Genomic DNA, 18,537 nt, shown 5'->3' on the forward strand with positions numbered 1-18,537 from the left:
TTGAAAAGAGCTGTTATTGTTTTTAGTGGAGGTATAGATTCTGTTTGTGCAGTTTCATATTTGAAGTCAAAATATGAGTTATACGGAATTACATTTTCATATGGACAGAAAGCAGATAACGAGATTGTAGCTGCCAAGTATTTTGCAAAAAAATTAGGATTAAAACAACATAAAATAATAGACATTAGTTTTATGAAAGATTTGTATGGCAATTCTAATGTTTTAACAAGTACAAAAAGAAAGATTCCTAGTAAATTTGAATATTCAATTGTTGTGCCAATTAGAAATGCTGTTTTTTTATCAATAGCTTCTGCTTGGGCTTTTACGCTTAATGCTTCATTAGTTGTATATGGTGCCCATACTGGAGACAAACATTACCCTGATTGTAGACCAAATTTTGCAAAAAAACTAGAAACTGCATTTAATCAAGGAGAAATTGATGGGATTGAATCAAAATTACGTAAAGGTATTGAAATCTGGTCTCCATATCGCAAAGGATTATCAAAAAGTGATCTACTAAAATCAGGAATGAAAATTTTAGGTAATTCTATTTTTAAGACATGGAGTTGTTATTTGAATAAAAAATATCATTGTGGAGTTTGTGAGTCTTGTAATAATAGAAAAATTGCATTTCAGAAAGCTGATATCATAGATAAAACAAAATATCTCAAATAAGTTTAGTAGCTATTTCTGAGAATTTTCTTTTTTAGTATAAAACCTCTAATTCCAATATACCAAACTAAGAAAATTCCTCCAACTATTCCCATAAAAACATAATTTTGAACTTCTGGAGTAAGTCCATCTATTGAATCAGTGATTTTACTTGACGTCAACATCGAAAGTGCAATTACGATTATACATTCAATTGCATACCATGTCCAATTAGGCCATGATTCTTTTGGAATGTGAATATACGGATTTGCACCCATATTTGTGATCAAAAATATTGATTATTTAATTTTTCAGTATTGTTTATAGTGGCAAATCGGAGGCACGTTTTCTAATTAGTGACATTATACCTGCTTTTTCCTCTTTATTTTCATAAATTCCTCTAAATGCCGATGAAGAAAGTGTTGCATCATTTTTCACACCACGCATTTTCATGCAGAGGTGTTCTGCATCAGCTAATACCACTACTCCTTTTACTCCTTGAGAATGTAATTCATCAGCAATATTTTTTGTTAGTCGTTCTTGAATTTGTAGTCTTTTTGAGTATTTTTCAACTAGTCTAACTAGTTTTGATATTCCAAAAACTCGACCATTTGGAGAATATGCGATATGGATTTTTCCATAAAATGGCAACATATGGTGTTCGCACATTGAATAGAATTGAATATCGCGAGCAATAACAACATCAGAGTCTTCTGAGAATTGTACAGATAATTCTGAATCAGAATCATATCCGCCAAAGATTTCTTTGTACATATTTGCAATTCTCTCTGGAGTTTCTCGTAATCCTTCACGTGTAGGATCTTCTCCAACTTCAATAATTAATTCTCTAATGAGTTTTTTTACTCGTTCTTTATCCATTTGATATTCTCACACAATTTTTCTAGTATTTGAACCTAATCTGGTTTTTAGGCAGGTGCTAATGTTATGGGGCACCAATAAATTTGTGTAATTGAGGAACTACTTTGACATCAATGTAATGAGGATATACTAGATCATACAAATCCAGTAAAAGATCCAATGATGGTTCTGAAATACCATATGTTGGTTGAATGATAAATCCATCAATGTCATCTTTAGATACAATCATAAAAATTTCTTTCACTAATTTCTCAAATTCATTTAATTGAGTTTTTGAACTAACCACAATTTTGATGTAAGTTATTTTTTTTGCTTTTACAGATGATTGAAGACATTTCATTGTGTGACCAATTAATTTCTCATAATGTTTAGAATCAACAAAATCAGAGTCTTTTGTTTTGAATTCAATTTTAACAATATCAATAAAAGGCAAAACATGGTTAAATCTATCAATATCAAAACATGATGATTCAAGATAAGTTGGAATCTTTTTGTCTTGAATGTGTTTTGCAAGTAATGCTACTGCCTCATGTTGAATTAATGGATCACCTCCTGTAAAATTCACTTTATAGGTTTGATTTTTTAAATTAGAATCAATTAGATGATTTGCATCTTCAATTGAATACTCGATACCAGAATCTAATGGAAGAGATTCTTTGGTATCACAATAAAAACAAGTAAAAGGACATCCAGCAAGTCTTACAAAGAGAGTCTTTGTGCCATAAAGAATTCCTTCGCCTTCAACTGATGTAAATATTTCAAATAATCTTACTTTCAAGTAATAATAGTAATTTTTTTCATTATTTATTCAATGAGTTTCTAATGCATTACTGGGTCTTTTGTGTAAAATAATCCAGAGATAAAGAAGATCACCCCTAAGATTCCAATTGTACTTCCTACAAGCTCTACTTGATTTTGAAAATCTCCTTGGATTGGAGCCCATAACCAGGCCATTAAAGCACCTACAATAATCATAGGAATACCTACACCAGCAATAATTGCTTTAGAAGCCATGTTCAATATTGATTAGAAAATGTATATGAATTTTATGATAATATATCAAAGAGATTTTTTGATTTCTTCTAATTGTTTTGCCAGATCTCGTAAAAGTTCGTTAGCAGTTTCAAAGTTACCATCATTCAAATTTTGTTTGATTCTTTGAAGCATATCTCTAGCATCAGTCAAATCATCCTGATCTATTTCATCTATTTGAGATAATGTTAATAGATTTTTTTCGATTTGTAAAACTCTAGATTCAAGTCTATCATTTTTTGTTAATTCAAATTGATCCTTTATTGACATAATTTTTCTAATTTCTTGAATAATATCACTTGGATTTTCTGCAGAAGATAGATTTTCTTTGGCAGTTTCTAATTTTTCAATAATTTCATCTGAAACTCCCTGTTTTTTGGCATTTTCAATTAATCTATCTAGTTGTTCTAGATATTTTTGGGCATATTCATTAGCACGTTGAGATTCTTGTTGTGATGCTGCCTTACGAATACTGTTATTCAGTTCTGCAACAGTTTCTTTGATTTTACTTATAGTTTCAACTGTTTGAGTAAATTGATTATCATTGATCTGTTGTCTTGCTTTGATAAACAATGTATCTAATTCAGAAAAATCAATTATAGTATTGTATTTTTCAGCAATTGTTTTAAGACTATCAACATACACGTGTAATCTTTGAAGATCATTAGATGGATCTTTGGCGATGTCTCTGGTATCTTTAGACTCAGTTGTAGATGCAACACTAGATGAATTATCAGGTGTTGTTAAATGTCTAGATATTTCTTTAAAAAATTTCATTGCTGAAAGAAAATGCTCTTTTGCAGAGACAGTGTCATCATTTTTTAGTGCCTTTTCTAAAGCAATGACTTTTTTTGCTCCCTCTTCAAATAATACCTTAACATTATCTGATGAATCATTTGATATTTGATTCTGAATTTGTTCTTGAGCACGTTTTGCAATCTTTAGAAGGATTGCAGGATCATCTGCAGCATACACATTGTTTATCACACCTCCAAAAGCCATGCTTAAAACTAAAACCAATAAGCCAAATATTGTTATAGTTTTCATTCTTCTTCCTCCAAATCTTTCTTTAATTTGATAAGATTTTGTAAATCTTTTTTAGATATTTCTATAACACATTGTCTTTCTAATCGTTTTACTGCTCTCCACATAGTAGTTCTAGGTTGCAAGAATTTTTTTCGTAATTCACTTTCTAAAGCTTGTCCACCATTTTCAGAAATGAATTTAATTATTTCTTTATCATCTTCACGCATTTCAGGTCGGAAATTAAAAATTGTTTCAGATTCACTCAAGTTAGTTTCATTTAATGGAGTTTCAATGGAATCGTTTTTAATTTGTAATTCTGTAGTTGCTTCAGTTTGTATAACCGGTAAAGATTTAGTATGTTTTCGTTTAATCATAATAATTCCTGCTGCAATAGCTGCTATGATAGGTGCCCCAATTAGAGCTGTTGTTGATATATCAATTATTGGTTGTTCAATTATAGTTGAAGGTGTTGTTGGAATAGTAGGTGTACTAAAAATATAATTTATTTCAGATAAACCTGTACCAAGTTCAAGTTTAGTTTGATCATTTACTATATCCATGGTTAATGGAAGTGCATCCATTCCAACAATAATAGAATTTGGAGGCATTAATACAGAATAATTAATTGGTGAATCAAGTGAAAAAGTCCAAACTCTTCCATCTTTTGAAATTAAATCATGAATATCATAATCAATTGTAACAGATGAGGAACCGAAAGTATCAATCCTTGCTTTGCCACCGATTATTTCACTAGATAACAAAAACCCATTTTCACCAACTACAACAAAATTATCAATAGATGGGCCAAATAGATTTACTTCAAAATCAGGTTCTAAAGGATCTACATCAATTTGAGTAGAGATGTGTACGGAACCATCTGAGTATAGAGTGAGATCAAGCATTCGAGTAGAACTGAATGAGAACTGAATAGGCATCGTTAGTGCAACTACAATTAAGCCAGCGATTATCAAAGGTGTCTTAACCATTGTTTCGAGGATACCATCAGTCCTTACAAAAAGCATTCCATCTTCTACAAGAAGAAGTTCTTTCCTATGAATTGGTACGATTTTTGGGTTCATGGGATCAATACCTAAGATTCATGCTTTCGACGAGTCCCTGAAATCTCTTAAATTCCTGGAAAAACTGGAGTCCTTTTTCAGTAATCAGAAAGACTCTGTTCCTGTCATTTTTGACGGATTCGACTAAGCCTGCTTCTACCAGTTTCTCACATTTGTCTAGTACTGCATAGTGAGATAGGTTGGCTTTGCGAGATATTGCAGATACAATGACTCCACCACGACCGCCATCAGCAGTTACGTCTAAGATATCACCCATTATGCCCATTTCGGACCTGTATTGTTGTTTTGACATGCTTTAGTATACAACAATGTAGTTTATGAGGGACATTTTGAAACTTCATAGCGGAACGCAAAGCGGAACAGCTATTTCAACAACAAAAATACCACAATTTTATGAAAAATGGTTTTTTAAGAAAAATATCAAAGAAAATCACGCCTAGAAATTTGACTGAAAAAAGAATAATTTTTGTGAAAAACAAGCATTTTGTGGATTTTATAAAAAATATTCATTTTCTGCAAGTTTTGACTGTTTTGAAAGAAATTTAGTATATAAGGAACAGGATAATTCCTCTTCGTTCCTAATCTATCACGTCAACAATATATGCATATGATAAAACTTCAACCACGAACTATTAGTGGAATAATAACTCTATTGATGCTTTGTGCGTCTTCATTATCTATAACATATTCATTTGCAGAGATAAGTGATGGTCAAAATGAATGCATAATTCCAAAAAATACCGAAAATGACAGACTTGAAGGAATTCTTGTTGAGAAAATGGTCAATGGAAATCTAGAAGTACGTCATTATGCGTTGCCTGATGAATTTTCAAAAAAGGATATACAAGAAATGATGTCATTTGATAAAGAAATATCGTGGGCATATGTGAATTACAAAACATATCATTCAGGAATAGTACTCTTTGATGGAAAAACACTAAAAATTAGTAATAGTTTATTGGAGGTTTCAACAAATGACTCATTAAATCTTGTAAAAATACAAGATGACTTGGAATTAAGTGAAAAATCTGATAATTTCAATGTAGAAATACCCAGGACTGTTTCTAGTGAAGATCTAAGTTACAAAGTCGTGTTTTCTGGAAAAATTGGGGAGCCATCTGAAAACAACACATTTCTTGTTTCCCATATCAATTCTGTATTGATTCCTGAAATGGCTCAAAATACCTTGGTCTCCAATATGGAGAAGCAAGCCATAAATTCTGAAAAATTAATTGATTCCAATCAAGAAATCAGAAATCCAATATCGAGGATATAATCATCAATTTTCTTTTATTGACTAAAAATCATTCACAAGGTCAGCTTTGGGATGCATAGTAACTTTTTATTCCCATTTTGAAAAGTAATCATAAAATGTTTGATAAATTCAAAAACGATGGTGGAGAAATGGTAGAGGAAAGAAGGGAAAATAATAACGCTGAAGAATCAAGCTCTGTAATAGAATCATCTAGTGAAATTGGAATTGGAGAATTAATGGGAAAACGGGCAAAATTAGAAGAAGCAATAGATTATGTTGGTTTAATGATAAAAAATCTCAAGGATAAAAGAACCATACTTGAAAAAGATATTGAAGAAGAATCAGTTGATATTAAGAATCTTAAAGAAAAACTTCAGAAGGTTAGTGAATACATAGATGAAGAAAGTAGAGGAATTAAAGAGCTTGCCAATAAGAGACAGCAAGTAGAAAACGAAGCTGATGAAGTAGGATCAATTATCAATACTTTACGAGAGCGACTTTCAGGAGTTGACAGAATTATTGATAATGAAGGTAATAGAGTTAAGAAAATTAAAGAGTCAAGAGATTCTATAGATAATTAAAATTTTAGTGTTAGAGAAATTTAGTGCTCGTTGCCGTATAACTGTCTGTAGGAACAGAAGGGAACATTTGCCCTGTAGAACTTTCTGCAACAGCAGCTGCTTCTTTTAAGATTCTTTCAGATTCTGCATTAGTGGTTGCATCAATTCCAAATGCTGCATCTCCTGAGAAACTTTCTGTCATAAAGCCACCAAGCATTTCTGCCATTTGACCAATTTCTTGTTCAGCTCCTGGCATTATTTTTCCAAGAGATGATTTTAGATTTTTCATCAGTCCCATTGTTGGCATGATTGCAACTACAGTATCACCTAAATCACTACATGTAGTTAGTCGTAATTCAATTTGTTCTAATGCTATTCTAGCATTACTCAAAATTTTGGTAACTTTTCTCACTTCAGCTAATTCATTTCCAAGAACTTTACTAGTTTGAATATCATGTTTTTGTGTAGCATCCACAATTCGTTGGAATAATTTTGCATCTCGTTCTTGTAAATTTGTAAGCATTGAATCTAATTTTTGAATTTGTAGTTGTAATTTTTTAATTCCTTGTTGAACTCGTGGTTTTAATGCACCTTTTGGTTTTATTGTATCATTAATTTTTTCAGTAACACTTGGCTTTGGCTGTTTATTCCATTTACTGGATAAATTAGGCATGATTTTGATATTAGAATATGTACTTAATTTCCGATGTGAAAAATGGTTCACAGGAGATTAAAAATAACTAAGTAAAACTAGATTTCAATAGATTCAATTTTGAAAGAAACTTGAATCTAGTAAATAGTTGAACATTTAGATTTACTTCATTTTATCTTTAAATTATATAATGAACAAAAAAATTTGAGGCTCAAGGATTTCTTAGAACAATTATAACATTAAAAATTATAATGTAATTTATTTCTATTATTTTTTAAATATACTAAATACAGCATGATAAAATGATTAATGTTAAGGATATGTATCAATATAATTATTTTTTATTAAAACCAGGGAATTATATCAATAGTATAAAATTGATAAATTATTAGAAATGATTTTGATTCCATTAATGATCATAATTTAGATTTATCAAAAAGATAAGTTCATTATTTTAAAAATAGAAATAAAAGATTTGATATTAGATATCAATACCCTAAAAATTAGAATTTATTTTTATAATAGAATTTAGAATAGCCTTTTGTGAATAAGAAAATTATATTAATTCCCATAATAGCAATAATTATAATTATTTTTGCTAGTTTTGCATCAGATAATTCTGATGAACAGAAAAATACTGTATTTCATGTGATGCTTGCAGATTCTAGTATATACGGAAATGGGGTTTATACTGAAACGTTTACTTTGAATAAAGGAGAGTATTTTTTTAGATTTGTTCCAAATGGAAGCAGTCCAGAGATTTTATCCATAACATTAAATGGTGAAACGTTTGATTTTTCTGAAAATTTTCAGCTTGTAGGTACACCACATCAAACAGGAATTTCAGAATATTTTACATGGGAATATGATGGTCAGAAAAATATTTTGATTTCTGAGATGCAAGAAATTTCAATTACAATTGATCCAAATGGAGAAACATTAGGTTCTGTATCAGTTTACATTTTAGAAAATTAGAAGGCGTAGACCCCTTTATTGCAGAACTCTGAGAGATTTCCTCTCTTTGTCAGTTCGTTAAACGAATGATCACCTTTTTCGTTCTGCGGGGTTACGCAGTTTTAGTCTTTAGGAATTATATCCTTCGACATTAATTATTATAGTAACTATAACTATTTAAAATTTTACGTAATATTTTATATAAAAATAATATTTTTTATATAATTTTTTATAGGTAAATGTGCATTCACGGATCTATAAATTACGAATTTTTATCTAAAAACTAATGAGATTATCAGACAAAATTGCATTAGTTACAGGTGGAAGCCGAGGGATAGGATTTGCTACTGCAAAAATTTTATCAGAAAATGGAGCAATTGTAATAATTACTGCAAAAAATCATGAAAGATTAGAAAGAGCAGTACTAGAAATTCCTAATTCAACTGGAATTGCAGCTGATATTAGAAATAAAGACGAGGTAAAAAATGTTATAAATAATATTATTGAAAAATTTGGTAAACTGGATATTCTAGTAAATAATGCAGGAATATTTCCAACAATTAAACAATTACATGAAATTGATGAAGATGAATGGAATGAAGTACTTGATGTGAATCTTACTGGACAATTTAGATTTACCAAAGAAGCAATTCCTTATTTGCGGAAAACATCTGGATCAATAATTAATATTTCATCAGATGCAGGAATAAAGGCATATCAAGGATTTAATGCTGATGCATATTCAGCATCAAAAGCTGCTTTAATTATATTAACAAAATGTTGGGCACTTGAATATGCTAAAGACAAGATCAGAGTTAATTGTATTTGTCCTGGAGTAGTAGATACTGACATGACAAAACCGTTTTTAAAAACTCAAAAAGACATAGAATTTATGAATAATGAACATCCTATAGGAAGAATAGGTCAACCTGAGGAAATAGGAAAAGCAGTACTATATTTTGCATCAGATGATGCATCTTGGACTACTGGCGCAATATTAACAGTAGATGGGGGAGAATCAATAAAATGAATTCACATGAAATTAATACAGTATAGGAGCATGAAAAATAATGAAAGATAGAAAAGCAAAAGCAAAATTGATAATACTATTAGGAGTTATTTGGGTAGTTATTACATTGCCTCTTCCGTGGATAGTGAATAATCCAGAAGTATCAGTATCACAATTCAATACAATATTGGCTATCATAGGTATAATGTCGATTCCATTTATTGTTCTCGGAGTTGTATGGACGCTAAAGCCAGAACTTACAACTTAGGTAATTTCAATTGCAAGATATTCCTATTTCCAATAAGATTCCTGAATTAGATATTGCTATCAAGGCTGCAAAAGAAGCAGGAGATGCAATTCTGGAGATTTACCATGAAAATTATAAGACATCCATAAAAAATGATGACTCCCCAATAACAGATGCGGATCTGAAAAGTAATGTAATTATCAAAAAAATTCTTTCACAGACAGAACATAAAATTTTATCCGAAGAGGACAAAGATGATCTTGATAGATTATCAAAAGAAATGCTTTGGATAGTAGATCCGCTTGATGGAACTTCTGATTTTATTGATAAGACGGGTGAATTTACTGTAATGATTTCTTTAATTAAAAATAAAAAACCAATTCTTGGAGTAATTGGATGGCCTACAGAAAAAACATTGTTTGTAGCACAAAAAGGAAGTGGGGCGTTCAGATATTCAAATCAAGAATGGAGAAAAATATCTGTAACCCAAATATCCGAAATTACAAAATGTAGAACAATTGGATCAAGACACCATTTATCAGAGAAGGAAAAATCATTTATTAAAAAACTAGGCATTAAAGATTTTACAAGTATTGGAAGTTCATTGAAAGTTGGAATGATTAGTTCAGGGGAAGCTGAAGCATACATTACAACTACAAATAAAATGAAAGAGTGGGATTCAGCTGCATCGTATTGCATTATTTCAGAAGCTGGAGGGAAAATGACAGACATGTTAGGAAATGATCTTACGTACAATAACGAAGATGTATATCATCAAAATGGGATTCTGGCAACTAATGGACTAATTCATGACAAAATAATTGAAGAATTTAAAAAATTAGAGTAAGTTTCTTCCTTTCAGGAAGTCCTTGACTTTGTTTGCACTGTCTTCAAGTGATTCATGTTCAGTATCAATTATCAAATCTGCTTTTTCAGGAGCTTCATAAGGATCATCAATTCCTGTAAATCCTTTGATTTCTCCTTTTCTTGCCTTGGCATACATACCTTTGACATCTCTTTCTTCACATTTTTCTAATGAACATTTTACATAACATTCTGCAAACTGATCACCTGCATTGATAATTTCTCGAGCAGTTTCTCTGTTCTCAATATATGGAGATACAAGAGACACTGCACTTGGAACGCCATGTTTTAACAAAAGTTTGGCCAAATGAGCAACTTTTTTGTTATGTTCATCACGTCCTGCTTTTGAAAAATCTTTTGGTGAGAACCATTCTCTTAGTTCATCGCCGTCAAGCATCGCCAAATTTGGGATATATTTTTGCAAATCTTTTACGATGGTAGTCTTACCAGAACAAGGAAGACCAGTCATCCAAAGAATGAAAGGTTTCATAAACAAAATATTTGAATAACCCATAAAGAGTTTACGTTAATTTCTAGCCCAAGGTTGATTTTCCAAATAATCAATCTCAGCAATAAGTTCATCTACTTTTTTTACTATGGCAAAAACTGATCTGTATTGTTCATACATTTCAGTTTCTTCTTCTTTTGATAAAATATTAGCTTCTGCATCATCAAAGAATTTGTTTTCTTTGTTAAGATGATCATTTAGAAATATAGCGTATGTTCTCAAATATCTTGATACAGGTTCTTCTGCATCTTCTCCATCTTTCCACCTTTTTAGATGATGTGATATTTGTCTGGCAATATTTCTTCCAAATTCATGTTCTATCATAAATTTTCTAATTTCTTCTTTCAATGTATCATAACTTGCAACACATGGAAAATACGAATCTTCTTCTCTCGAATGATGAATAGAATCAACAAATTCTGAAATTACTATAGTAATTTTTGTTAGATCTGCAAATGGAATTTTAGTGCCTTTGTATAATTCTTCAGAACATTTTAAAACTATTTTTTCGAGACGACGAACTTGATCATGATCTGCACGTAGTTGATTTGTTGCACTCACAATAATGATTTTTGTATATGTTATTTAAAATCAATTACAGAGTTGAAATTATCAGATTTCCGTGTAAAAATAGAATTCAGATTATAAATCAAGTGATTCTTTGAGACCTTTGTACCTGTTTCTGATAGTTACTTCAGTAACATTTGCAGCTTCTGCAATATCTCGCTGAGTCTTGTCCTCGCCATTTTTCACACATGATAGGTATAGTGCTGCAGCTGCCAATCCCATTGGATCTTTTCCTGCAGATACCTCATTTTCTTGAGCTAGTTTCAATACTTGAGTTGCGTATCTTTTTGTTTTCTCTGCAATTCCAATTCTACTTGCAATTCTTGCAACACATTGAATTGAATCAGTTACTGGCATCTTCAAATCTAGTTCTTTGACTAGTAATCGATAACATCTTGCAATGTCTTTTCTTTTGATGTTAGCTGCTTCTTCTACATCTTTTAGATTTCTTGGAGTTGCAGTATCACGACATGCTGCATAAAGTGCAGATGCCATCAAAGCAGAAATAGAACGTCCTCTAACCAGACCTTTTTCAAGTGCCTTTCTGTAAATGTAAGCTGCTTTTTCAATTACTGCATCAGAAATTGCTAGCTTGTCTTTTAGTCTGTTTAATTCACTAAATGCTTGTCTAAAGTTTCTATCAACTGGTTCATGAACCTGACTTCTACTATCCCAAGTTCTAAGTCTTTCAATTGTACTTTTCATCGACGCTGTAAGTGGTCTGCCAGAAGCATCCTTGTTTATAGGATTGATAATTGTTGCAAGTCCCATGTCATGCATTGTTAATGATGTTGGTGCACCAGCTCTTGCTTTGTTACCACCTTCATCTTGTGTGAAAGATCTCCATTCTGGACCAGCCTCTTGTAATTTCTCAGTAATCACAAATCCACATTTGGAACAAAACATTTCTCCAGATTCAGTATCAGTGACTAGTTTTCCTTGAGCACATCTAGGACACAGTTCTTTTGTTTTACTTGCCATGTATGATTCTGGAATTCTGCATTACTTGGTATTTATTAATCATCAACTTTTTTTCTTAAAATTAGGCATAAAAATAACCATAAGCTATCAATTAAAATGAAATTACAATTATAATTTTCCTTTGATAGCCTGAATGTATTTTTCATTATACTGATTAAATAGTTGGATTTTATTTTGAGCTAGAGCCATTGCACCGGGCCTGCTATTTATGTGAGCCTCAGCAATTTTTTGCTCTTCTAATAGTTTTTCAAGATTTTCTTTTGATTGTGATGTTAGTTCATCAAGTAAAGTTGCAAGTTCTTTTTCAAAAATATCTCTAATGTCAGGAATTGCAGGAGGATCAGCACCAATAATTTCTTTAGTTGTAACCTTTCCGAATACTTTCTTGTTTAACTCTAACAACAATAAAAAACAGAATTGGTGCTATAAATTTAATTTCATTTATGAAAAATTTGAAAAAGTGAGTGCAGTGCAATCAAAGATTTTATCTTTAGTAATTTTATTCGAGTATTGTGACTTATTGTATAGGCAAATGCAAAAGATACAAGGCTCTCAAGCCAACAGAAATTGGCAGATATGCTGCTGGACAGAAAAGATGTAATTATTGTGAAATATTTGTAGAATTTGATGGGATTATTTGTCCCTGTTGCAATAGACAACTAAGGTGTCTACCAAGAAGTAGAAAGGGTAAAGAAAAATATCTAGAACAAATTATAAGATGACTAAATCACGCCTAAGAATTAAAGTGTTATTTATAAGAAAACAGTGTAATGAAGATTAATGGCAATTCCAGCAGACGTTGAAGAATTTGTTGAGAAACATATCAAATTAATGATATCTCAGACTGAAACATATTTACCATTTATCAGAATTGCATTTCCATATTCAAATAATATAGCTGACGGTGTTTACAATCTAATTATTGGTAGTGCATTATCCATATTCATAAATCAGTTTGCAATGAAAATGAAATATCCAACTGCAGACGATTTTACAGATTTTGGAAAAATTGCTATCAAATATAGAGATCAGGTAGATCAATTTTTTAAATAGTTTAAGCTATTTCGCCTAGAAAATGTACAGTGTTATTTGTTACGACAACAGTTCTATCTTTTGGTACATGGTATAATTTTTTTGAACCGTTTGAAGATTGAATGATGAGTTTTGAAAATGGATCTTTAATTGATTTGTAAAGAATACCTTTCTCACCTACTGACTGAGACCAATGAGTTCCTTGAATAAAAGAAATTGTTTGGAATTTTATAACCTGATATGAATAGACCATTTCTAATTAATTATTAATAATTGCACTCATTAATGACTTTCCTCCAATCAATGCTGCAATTGACAAGCCAATATTAGCGACTATATTGATTGCAAGTGTTCCATAGTGATGATTCTCAAGTAGGTTAGTTGAATCAAGAGCAAATGATGACATTGTAGTAAGTGAACCACAAAATCCCACAGCTGCAAAAAGAGAATATCTTCCATCTAAATGCCAATATTGTGAAACTACAACAAACACTCCAAGAATAAATGCTCCAAGTACATTTACTATCAAAACATTGAGTGGTAATGTATTGAAGAGTAGTGGAGATTCTGTAACTTTGTATCTTAGAAATGCTCCAAGTACTGAACCTGCTGCAAGAAAAACAAATTCTAAACCTTTCATTTACTCATTATAGATTAATGGCATTATTAGTGCTATTTGTAAGGATTAATGTTCAATTTACGCCTATCTTGTTTTGATTTAGAAATACATGTCAATAGTTTTTATAGGTTCAATATTTCTCTCAGACTGAATGACGTTAAAGTTAAGATGTGAAGATTATGGTTTTGAATGTGAATACATTCTAGACGAAGAAAAAACTGTAGGTCTTTTAGAGAAACTAAGAAATCATTTTGAAGAAGAACATGGAATTGATTATACTATCGAGGCAGTTACTCAAATGATTACAAATCGAGGCCATTCTTTAGAATCAATTAAGAAATAATTGAATTTATTCAAGAAAATCTAATAAATAAATTATTTTTAAAAATTACAAGTTAATTGTATTAGTAAATATTTTTTCAAATAAAACATCTTTCATTTTATTTACCAATTCCATAATTACATGAATTTGTTCCATTGTTATTTCTTTAAGATTTTGAATAGAATCATTAAGTTCTGATATTTTAGATTCTAATCTTGATTTTTCATTTTTAAGAGATGATATTTGATTTTGAAGGTTATTATTTTCTTTTTTTAGTTTGTCATTTTCATCAGTTAAACGTTGTATTTTATCTGAATCAGATTCTTTTGGAAAGGGATCAGGTATAGGTGTAGGATCTGGCATTCGAATTGGTTCTGGTGCAGGACTTGGTTGAGGGATTTGTGGTGGTTCAGGTTCTTGTTCTGTTTCAAATGCTAAAATAATTTGGATAAAACTAAAAGAGAGTAATATTACCGCTATGCCAAAAACAAGACTTGTTTTCATCTATTTCTCAGATATGCTAAAGATAATTTTGTATATGAATATGATTATTTGAGAATGGAATTATTTGTAGAAATCAGGTTCTTGATCTCTTTTTTGTTTTGGAAGATCTTCCATAACAGCTTGAACTACTTCATTGTGATTGTATGTTAAATGCCTAAGAAATTTTGCTGATTCATCCGCTCTAGTTTTTTCATCAGCAAATAGCATTTCAGGACTACTTAATTCATTCATCATAACATTGCATTCTTTGCAAGGTTCAAAATCTAGATAGAGTTTCATAATTTTACGTCATTTTTCTTAGTATTTAGACTATTTTATGGATTGAATGGGAGGATCCTCTTTCTTTCTAGGCTTGACTTTATCCACTGCATCAAGAAGATCTTGTTGAGTAATTTTGATCTCTTTAATATTTTCAGATTTACCGCCAACATATCTTTTCAGAGCAGCAAGGGCTGCCCTGTTTGCTACAGCAGCAATTTCTGCACCACTAAAACCATCAGTTATCTCTACTAGTTTTGTAATATCCACATCACTTTCTAGTGGCTTCTTTTTTGTATGAATCTCAAAGATGTGTTTCCTTCCTTTAGAATCAGGATTTGGAACTTCGATAATTCTGTCAAATCTACCTGGTCTTAGTAGTGCTTCATCTACAATATCTAATCTGTTTGTTGCTCCAATTATCAAAACATTATGCAATTCCTCTAATCCATCGATCTCAGTCAAAATTTGAGATACCACATTTTCTGTAACATGCGAATTTGATCCTCCACTACTTCTTCTAGGAACAAGTGCATCAACTTCATCTAAGAAAATAATACAAGGTGCAGCTTGTCGTGCTTTTCTAAAAATTTCTCTGACTCCTTTTTCAGATTCACCAACCCATTTTGATAGTAGTTCAGGACCTTTGATGCTGATAAAGTTAGACTCTGTCATTTTTGCAAGTGCTTTTGCAATCAAAGTTTTTCCTGTACCAGGTGGACCATGAAGTAATATTCCCTTTGGAGTTTCTATATCAACATAATCATAGGCGTCTTTGTATTTTAATGGCCATTCAATTGCTTCGCGTAATTCTTCTTTTAGTTCATCCAAGCCACCTACATCATCCCAACTAACATTTGGAGTTTGGACTTGGACTTCTCGTAGTGCGCTTGGTCTGACTTCTTTTAGTGCTTCTCTAAAATCTTCACTGGTAATTTGGATTTTTTGTAGTATTTCTGATGATATTTTTTCTTCATCAAGATCAATCTCAGGAAGAATTCTACGAAGAGCTCTCATTGCAGCTTCTTTGGCTAATACTTCTAGATCAGCTCCTACAAACCCATGTGTGATCTTTGAGATTTGTTTAAGATCTACTTTTTCTTCAATTGGCATACCACGTGTATGAATTGATAAAATATCGAATCTTCCTTCATTATCAGGAATTCCAATTTCAATCTCTCTGTCAAATCTACCTGGTCTTCTAAGAGCAGGATCAATAGAGTCTGGTCTGTTAGTAGCTGCAATAACTACAACTTTTCCTCTAGACTTCATACCATCCATCAATGTTAACAATTGAGAAACTATTCTCTTCTCAAGTTCACCTGATACTTCATCTCTTTTTGGAGCAATAGAATCAATCTCATCAATGAAGATTATACTAGGTGCATTTTCTTCAGCTTGTGAGAAAATTTCTCTGATTCTTTCTTCACTTTCTCCATAGTGCTTACCCATAATTTCAGGGCCACTAAGTGAGATAAAATGAGCATTAGTTTCACCAGCTACAGCTTTTGCAAGCAGTGTTTTACCTGTACCAGGTGGACCATATAATAAAACACCTTTTGGAGCATCAACGCCTATTTTCTCAAATAATTCTGGATGTCTCATGGGTAATTCAACCATTTCACGGATTTTTAGAACCTCGCGTTTCAAACCTCCAAGTTCATCATAAGTTACTCTAGGTACAGATGAATCAATTGCTTTTGTCATCGCACCGAGTTTGAAGATTGTCTCTTCAGTAACAATTACTGGTTTTGATGGTTTAGTATTAGTTATTACAAATTGAACTCGTCCACCCATCTGTGTGTTCAAAGAAATTGAATCTCCAGTAGTAAAGACATGGTTGAGATAGTTGTAAGTCATGTATTCTTGTAATCCTTCAGCTGCAATTTTTTCTGTTGGAGATAAAACAATTTGTTCGGCATTTTCAGCTTCTACTGATTTTATTGAAGTTTTATCACCAATTCCAGCTCCAATATTTTGTCTTGTTATTCCATCTATTTTGATAATTCCTGAACCATATTCCTCGGGTGAACCAGGCCATAGTTTTACATGTGTTTTTTTATTATATGCTAACTCTAAGATTTGGCCAGTACTCCATTTTTGATCCTCAATAATTTTAGGATCAATAATCGCTCTACCTTTTCCAACATGTTGTTGTGGGATTTCATCTACTTTTAAAACAATTTCACTCATATTATTATCTCAAAAAAGTTGAGAGGTTATTCGACCTCCACTTTTTTGCCTTTTGGTTTTTCTTCTTCAACTAACTTGAAAGTTATTTGTAGAATTCCATTTGTGTATGAAGCTTTTGCAGAGTTCTCATCTACTTTGTGTTGTATAGGAACTTTTACATGATATTTTTTATTATCACGTTCTGCTGAAAGATCAACTGTCTTGTTTTCAACAAGAATTTTGACATCAGTTTTTTCAACTCCAGGCATTTCAACTATAAGTTTTACCACCTTTTCTTTTTCGTCGACAATTGTGTCAACTGGTGGTTCTCGTGTATCAGAAGTTGGAAGTAAACCAGGTTTAACGTTTCCATACTCCTTTACAACAGGTTTTCCATCTGGACCAACGGTCATCGTATAACCGTAATAATATGGACCAGATACAGAACCTCCCTTGAATTCCTCAAAAATGTCATCTATGTTGAAAAAAGAGTTTGACATTCGTTTGAAGATTCTATCAAATTCGCTATCAAAGAACATTGTCATATTTATCTACTATATGTAATATTTATTACATTATATAAAGATTATGTGTAATTTTGTTAATTCTTACATAATCCTATTATAACTGACATAGTATAATAGGATTAATGAGACTTGCAAGTATGTCTATTCCTGAAGTTGTAAGGGAGATCATTACTAGAAATCGTTCAATTTATGATTGTATGAAAATGGATTTGATAAACTATACAGCATTAGCTGTAAAGATTCAGCCGGAAATAGAAAGGGTTTTGGGAAATTCTGTTAATCTCAATACTGTAGTAGTTGCGATCAAAAGATTTGCTGATTCATTTGAAATTAAAGATCAAGTCAAAGATGAATCAGTTTTGAAAAATGCAAGATTGTCTTTAACAGATGGAATTATGGATATTAGATTTTCTATAAAGGATTCAAATGAAATGGATCCGATGGCAATTTTAGATAAATTCTCCAAAATAACTAGCAATTATGAGTTTTTCAGAGTATCTGATTCGTTTAGATTTCTTACTGAAGATATGGAAGATATTAGGCAGATATTCAGTAGTGTTTCAGAACGAGATGATCTATTTAGTACTGGTCTTGCAAAGATTAGAATTTCAATACCTACCTCCCAAAATCAATCAGATGTAGTATCCTATGTTGCTGAAGTATTACATGCAAACGGAATTGAATTAGTTAACGCATTTTTCAGTCAGGATAATATCATCATAATTTTAAATGAAAAGGATTCATCAAGGGCATATGATATTTTACATTCAGATATTATGAGAGCCTAAGGATATTAGTGAAAGTTAGTCTTATAGCATATATTCACCCAGTTTGTTGAA

The 18,537-nt window shown here is 31.4% G+C and carries 29 protein-coding genes; 11 read left to right on the top strand and 18 right to left on the bottom strand.

Annotated features, from left to right (window positions below):
• Complete coding sequence (locus tag WDZ98_RS03715; protein ID WP_368057402.1) at positions 1 to 675, top strand: 7-cyano-7-deazaguanine synthase; 675 nt, start codon at positions 1 to 3, stop codon at positions 673 to 675.
• Positions 676 to 677: 2 nt separating this feature from the next.
• On the opposite strand, the gene WDZ98_RS03720 is transcribed toward WDZ98_RS03715, so the two are convergent.
• The 7 genes from WDZ98_RS03720 to WDZ98_RS03750 all read right to left on the bottom strand — a co-directional run bounded on the left by WDZ98_RS03720 (position 678) and on the right by WDZ98_RS03750 (position 4,932).
• Positions 678 to 929, bottom strand: a complete 252-nt coding sequence (locus tag WDZ98_RS03720; RefSeq protein ID WP_368057400.1) for a hypothetical protein — start codon at positions 927 to 929, stop codon at positions 678 to 680.
• Between the two features lie 43 nt (positions 930 to 972).
• Positions 973 to 1,530 (bottom strand): GTP cyclohydrolase I FolE, encoded by a 558-nt coding sequence (gene folE, locus WDZ98_RS03725; RefSeq protein WP_368057398.1) that lies wholly within the window; start codon positions 1,528 to 1,530, stop codon positions 973 to 975.
• 64 nt (positions 1,531 to 1,594) lie between these two features.
• Positions 1,595 to 2,308: a 7-carboxy-7-deazaguanine synthase QueE gene (locus tag WDZ98_RS03730; RefSeq protein ID WP_368057396.1), complete on the bottom strand. Its 714-nt coding sequence runs from the start codon at positions 2,306 to 2,308 to the stop codon at positions 1,595 to 1,597.
• Positions 2,309 to 2,349: 41 nt separating this feature from the next.
• Positions 2,350 to 2,544 carry a hypothetical protein gene (locus WDZ98_RS03735; protein ID WP_368057394.1) on the bottom strand — a complete coding sequence of 65 codons (195 nt, stop codon included), beginning with the start codon at positions 2,542 to 2,544 and terminating at the stop codon, positions 2,350 to 2,352.
• A gap of 45 nt (positions 2,545 to 2,589) precedes the next feature.
• Complete coding sequence (locus tag WDZ98_RS03740) at positions 2,590 to 3,609, bottom strand: hypothetical protein (protein ID WP_368057392.1); 1,020 nt, start codon at positions 3,607 to 3,609, stop codon at positions 2,590 to 2,592.
• Positions 3,606 to 4,667, bottom strand: coding sequence for a helix-turn-helix transcriptional regulator (locus WDZ98_RS03745; protein WP_368057390.1), 1,062 nt, complete (start codon positions 4,665 to 4,667; stop codon positions 3,606 to 3,608). Before WDZ98_RS03745 ends, WDZ98_RS03740 begins: the two co-directional genes overlap by 4 nt.
• Before the next feature lie 4 nt (positions 4,668 to 4,671).
• Positions 4,672 to 4,932 carry a winged helix-turn-helix domain-containing protein gene (locus tag WDZ98_RS03750; RefSeq protein ID WP_008297297.1) on the bottom strand — a complete coding sequence of 87 codons (261 nt, stop codon included), beginning with the start codon at positions 4,930 to 4,932 and terminating at the stop codon, positions 4,672 to 4,674.
• Positions 4,933 to 5,274: 342 nt separating this feature from the next.
• Between WDZ98_RS03750 and WDZ98_RS03755 the strand changes: the two genes are divergently transcribed.
• Both WDZ98_RS03755 and WDZ98_RS03760 read left to right on the top strand, forming a co-directional pair.
• Positions 5,275 to 5,943, top strand: coding sequence for a hypothetical protein (locus WDZ98_RS03755; RefSeq protein WP_368057388.1), 669 nt, complete (start codon positions 5,275 to 5,277; stop codon positions 5,941 to 5,943).
• A gap of 95 nt (positions 5,944 to 6,038) precedes the next feature.
• Complete coding sequence (locus WDZ98_RS03760; protein ID WP_368057386.1) at positions 6,039 to 6,503, top strand: transcriptional regulator; 465 nt, start codon at positions 6,039 to 6,041, stop codon at positions 6,501 to 6,503.
• Between the two features lie 10 nt (positions 6,504 to 6,513).
• On the opposite strand, the gene WDZ98_RS03765 is transcribed toward WDZ98_RS03760, so the two are convergent.
• Complete coding sequence (locus WDZ98_RS03765; RefSeq protein WP_368057384.1) at positions 6,514 to 7,155, bottom strand: Snf7 family protein; 642 nt, start codon at positions 7,153 to 7,155, stop codon at positions 6,514 to 6,516.
• A 522-nt stretch (positions 7,156 to 7,677) separates the two neighbouring features.
• Here WDZ98_RS03765 and WDZ98_RS03770 point away from each other — a divergent pair.
• The 4 genes from WDZ98_RS03770 (at position 7,678) to WDZ98_RS03785 (ending at position 10,191) form a co-directional block, all read left to right on the top strand.
• On the top strand, positions 7,678 to 8,109 hold the full coding sequence (locus WDZ98_RS03770) for a hypothetical protein (protein WP_368057382.1): 432 nt from the start codon (positions 7,678 to 7,680) through the stop codon (positions 8,107 to 8,109).
• 265 nt (positions 8,110 to 8,374) lie between these two features.
• Entirely contained in the window at positions 8,375 to 9,118 is a 744-nt protein-coding gene (locus WDZ98_RS03775; protein WP_368057380.1) for an SDR family NAD(P)-dependent oxidoreductase, read from the top strand.
• A 40-nt stretch (positions 9,119 to 9,158) separates the two neighbouring features.
• A complete protein-coding gene (locus WDZ98_RS03780) occupies positions 9,159 to 9,365 on the top strand; it encodes a hypothetical protein (protein ID WP_368057378.1) in 207 nt (68 codons plus the stop codon).
• A gap of 10 nt (positions 9,366 to 9,375) precedes the next feature.
• Positions 9,376 to 10,191 (top strand): 3'(2'),5'-bisphosphate nucleotidase CysQ, encoded by an 816-nt coding sequence (locus WDZ98_RS03785; RefSeq protein ID WP_368057376.1) that lies wholly within the window; start codon positions 9,376 to 9,378, stop codon positions 10,189 to 10,191.
• On the opposite strand, the gene cysC is transcribed toward WDZ98_RS03785, so the two are convergent.
• The 4 genes from cysC to WDZ98_RS03805 form a co-directional block, all read right to left on the bottom strand.
• Complete coding sequence (gene cysC / locus WDZ98_RS03790) at positions 10,183 to 10,698, bottom strand: adenylyl-sulfate kinase (protein ID WP_368057374.1); 516 nt, start codon at positions 10,696 to 10,698, stop codon at positions 10,183 to 10,185. The two genes, WDZ98_RS03785 and cysC, sit on opposite strands and share 9 nt — an antisense overlap.
• Before the next feature lie 36 nt (positions 10,699 to 10,734).
• Positions 10,735 to 11,277, bottom strand: a complete 543-nt coding sequence (locus WDZ98_RS03795; RefSeq protein ID WP_368057372.1) for a hemerythrin domain-containing protein — start codon at positions 11,275 to 11,277, stop codon at positions 10,735 to 10,737.
• 81 nt (positions 11,278 to 11,358) lie between these two features.
• Entirely contained in the window at positions 11,359 to 12,264 is a 906-nt protein-coding gene (locus WDZ98_RS03800; RefSeq protein ID WP_368057370.1) for a transcription initiation factor IIB family protein, read from the bottom strand.
• 108 nt (positions 12,265 to 12,372) lie between these two features.
• On the bottom strand, positions 12,373 to 12,666 hold the full coding sequence (locus WDZ98_RS03805; RefSeq protein ID WP_368057470.1) for a hypothetical protein: 294 nt from the start codon (positions 12,664 to 12,666) through the stop codon (positions 12,373 to 12,375).
• A gap of 110 nt (positions 12,667 to 12,776) precedes the next feature.
• Between WDZ98_RS03805 and WDZ98_RS03810 the strand changes: the two genes are divergently transcribed.
• Together WDZ98_RS03810 and WDZ98_RS03815 are read left to right on the top strand one after the other, a co-directional pair.
• Positions 12,777 to 12,986, top strand: a complete 210-nt coding sequence (locus WDZ98_RS03810; RefSeq protein WP_368057368.1) for a hypothetical protein — start codon at positions 12,777 to 12,779, stop codon at positions 12,984 to 12,986.
• Positions 12,987 to 13,044: 58 nt separating this feature from the next.
• On the top strand, positions 13,045 to 13,317 hold the full coding sequence (locus WDZ98_RS03815; RefSeq protein WP_368057366.1) for a hypothetical protein: 273 nt from the start codon (positions 13,045 to 13,047) through the stop codon (positions 13,315 to 13,317).
• A gap of 1 nt (position 13,318) precedes the next feature.
• Here the strand turns inward: WDZ98_RS03815 and WDZ98_RS03820 are convergent, their stop codons facing one another.
• Together WDZ98_RS03820 and WDZ98_RS03825 are read right to left on the bottom strand one after the other, a co-directional pair.
• Complete coding sequence (locus WDZ98_RS03820) at positions 13,319 to 13,549, bottom strand: hypothetical protein (protein WP_368057364.1); 231 nt, start codon at positions 13,547 to 13,549, stop codon at positions 13,319 to 13,321.
• A 6-nt stretch (positions 13,550 to 13,555) separates the two neighbouring features.
• A complete protein-coding gene (locus WDZ98_RS03825) occupies positions 13,556 to 13,936 on the bottom strand; it encodes a CrcB family protein (protein WP_368057362.1) in 381 nt (126 codons plus the stop codon).
• A 130-nt stretch (positions 13,937 to 14,066) separates the two neighbouring features.
• On the opposite strand from WDZ98_RS03825, the gene WDZ98_RS03830 reads away from it, so the two are divergent.
• Positions 14,067 to 14,258, top strand: a complete 192-nt coding sequence (locus tag WDZ98_RS03830; RefSeq protein WP_368057360.1) for a DUF1059 domain-containing protein — start codon at positions 14,067 to 14,069, stop codon at positions 14,256 to 14,258.
• Between the two features lie 45 nt (positions 14,259 to 14,303).
• Here WDZ98_RS03830 and WDZ98_RS03835 read toward each other — a convergent pair whose 3' ends face one another.
• From WDZ98_RS03835 to hsp20, 4 genes are read right to left on the bottom strand one after another with little or no spacing between them, the layout of a single operon-like run.
• Entirely contained in the window at positions 14,304 to 14,741 is a 438-nt protein-coding gene (locus WDZ98_RS03835) for a hypothetical protein (protein ID WP_368057358.1), read from the bottom strand.
• Between the two features lie 60 nt (positions 14,742 to 14,801).
• Positions 14,802 to 15,020 (bottom strand): hypothetical protein, encoded by a 219-nt coding sequence (locus WDZ98_RS03840; RefSeq protein WP_368057356.1) that lies wholly within the window; start codon positions 15,018 to 15,020, stop codon positions 14,802 to 14,804.
• A 30-nt stretch (positions 15,021 to 15,050) separates the two neighbouring features.
• A complete protein-coding gene (locus tag WDZ98_RS03845; protein WP_368057354.1) occupies positions 15,051 to 17,192 on the bottom strand; it encodes a CDC48 family AAA ATPase in 2,142 nt (713 codons plus the stop codon).
• Between the two features lie 26 nt (positions 17,193 to 17,218).
• Entirely contained in the window at positions 17,219 to 17,716 is a 498-nt protein-coding gene (gene hsp20, locus WDZ98_RS03850; RefSeq protein ID WP_368057352.1) for an archaeal heat shock protein Hsp20, read from the bottom strand.
• A gap of 104 nt (positions 17,717 to 17,820) precedes the next feature.
• On the opposite strand from hsp20, the gene WDZ98_RS03855 reads away from it, so the two are divergent.
• Complete coding sequence (locus WDZ98_RS03855; RefSeq protein WP_368057350.1) at positions 17,821 to 18,486, top strand: ACT domain-containing protein; 666 nt, start codon at positions 17,821 to 17,823, stop codon at positions 18,484 to 18,486.
• Positions 18,487 to 18,537 lie beyond the last annotated feature (51 nt).

This window comes from Candidatus Nitrosopumilus sp., assembly GCF_040878665.1.
GTDB lineage: Archaea > Thermoproteota > Nitrososphaeria > Nitrososphaerales > Nitrosopumilaceae > Nitrosopumilus.

What these genes read in the sequence shown, in the direction of transcription:
- cysC (WP_368057374.1), bottom strand. Translation starts at nt 10,698, where the DNA reads ATGAAACCTTTCATTCTTTGGATGACTGGTCTTCCTTGTTCTGGTAAG.
- WDZ98_RS03755 (WP_368057388.1), top strand. Translation starts at nt 5,275, where the DNA reads ATGATAAAACTTCAACCACGAACTATTAGTGGAATAATAACTCTATTG.
- WDZ98_RS03740 (WP_368057392.1), bottom strand. Translation starts at nt 3,609, where the DNA reads ATGAAAACTATAACAATATTTGGCTTATTGGTTTTAGTTTTAAGCATG.
- WDZ98_RS03750 (WP_008297297.1), bottom strand. Translation starts at nt 4,932, where the DNA reads ATGGGCATAATGGGTGATATCTTAGACGTAACTGCTGATGGCGGTCGT.
- WDZ98_RS03820 (WP_368057364.1), bottom strand. Translation starts at nt 13,549, where the DNA reads ATGGTCTATTCATATCAGGTTATAAAATTCCAAACAATTTCTTTTATT.
- WDZ98_RS03845 (WP_368057354.1), bottom strand. Translation starts at nt 17,192, where the DNA reads ATGAGTGAAATTGTTTTAAAAGTAGATGAAATCCCACAACAACATGTT.
- hsp20 (WP_368057352.1), bottom strand. Translation starts at nt 17,716, where the DNA reads ATGACAATGTTCTTTGATAGCGAATTTGATAGAATCTTCAAACGAATG.
- WDZ98_RS03855 (WP_368057350.1), top strand. Translation starts at nt 17,821, where the DNA reads ATGAGACTTGCAAGTATGTCTATTCCTGAAGTTGTAAGGGAGATCATT.
- WDZ98_RS03775 (WP_368057380.1), top strand. Translation starts at nt 8,375, where the DNA reads ATGAGATTATCAGACAAAATTGCATTAGTTACAGGTGGAAGCCGAGGG.
- WDZ98_RS03780 (WP_368057378.1), top strand. Translation starts at nt 9,159, where the DNA reads ATGAAAGATAGAAAAGCAAAAGCAAAATTGATAATACTATTAGGAGTT.
- WDZ98_RS03835 (WP_368057358.1), bottom strand. Translation starts at nt 14,741, where the DNA reads ATGAAAACAAGTCTTGTTTTTGGCATAGCGGTAATATTACTCTCTTTT.
- WDZ98_RS03720 (WP_368057400.1), bottom strand. Translation starts at nt 929, where the DNA reads ATGGGTGCAAATCCGTATATTCACATTCCAAAAGAATCATGGCCTAAT.
- folE (WP_368057398.1), bottom strand. Translation starts at nt 1,530, where the DNA reads ATGGATAAAGAACGAGTAAAAAAACTCATTAGAGAATTAATTATTGAA.
- WDZ98_RS03765 (WP_368057384.1), bottom strand. Translation starts at nt 7,155, where the DNA reads ATGCCTAATTTATCCAGTAAATGGAATAAACAGCCAAAGCCAAGTGTT.
- WDZ98_RS03840 (WP_368057356.1), bottom strand. Translation starts at nt 15,020, where the DNA reads ATGAAACTCTATCTAGATTTTGAACCTTGCAAAGAATGCAATGTTATG.
- WDZ98_RS03735 (WP_368057394.1), bottom strand. Translation starts at nt 2,544, where the DNA reads ATGGCTTCTAAAGCAATTATTGCTGGTGTAGGTATTCCTATGATTATT.
- WDZ98_RS03745 (WP_368057390.1), bottom strand. Translation starts at nt 4,667, where the DNA reads ATGAACCCAAAAATCGTACCAATTCATAGGAAAGAACTTCTTCTTGTA.
- WDZ98_RS03825 (WP_368057362.1), bottom strand. Translation starts at nt 13,936, where the DNA reads ATGAAAGGTTTAGAATTTGTTTTTCTTGCAGCAGGTTCAGTACTTGGA.
- WDZ98_RS03815 (WP_368057366.1), top strand. Translation starts at nt 13,045, where the DNA reads ATGGCAATTCCAGCAGACGTTGAAGAATTTGTTGAGAAACATATCAAA.
- WDZ98_RS03760 (WP_368057386.1), top strand. Translation starts at nt 6,039, where the DNA reads ATGTTTGATAAATTCAAAAACGATGGTGGAGAAATGGTAGAGGAAAGA.
- WDZ98_RS03830 (WP_368057360.1), top strand. Translation starts at nt 14,067, where the DNA reads ATGACGTTAAAGTTAAGATGTGAAGATTATGGTTTTGAATGTGAATAC.
- WDZ98_RS03800 (WP_368057370.1), bottom strand. Translation starts at nt 12,264, where the DNA reads ATGGCAAGTAAAACAAAAGAACTGTGTCCTAGATGTGCTCAAGGAAAA.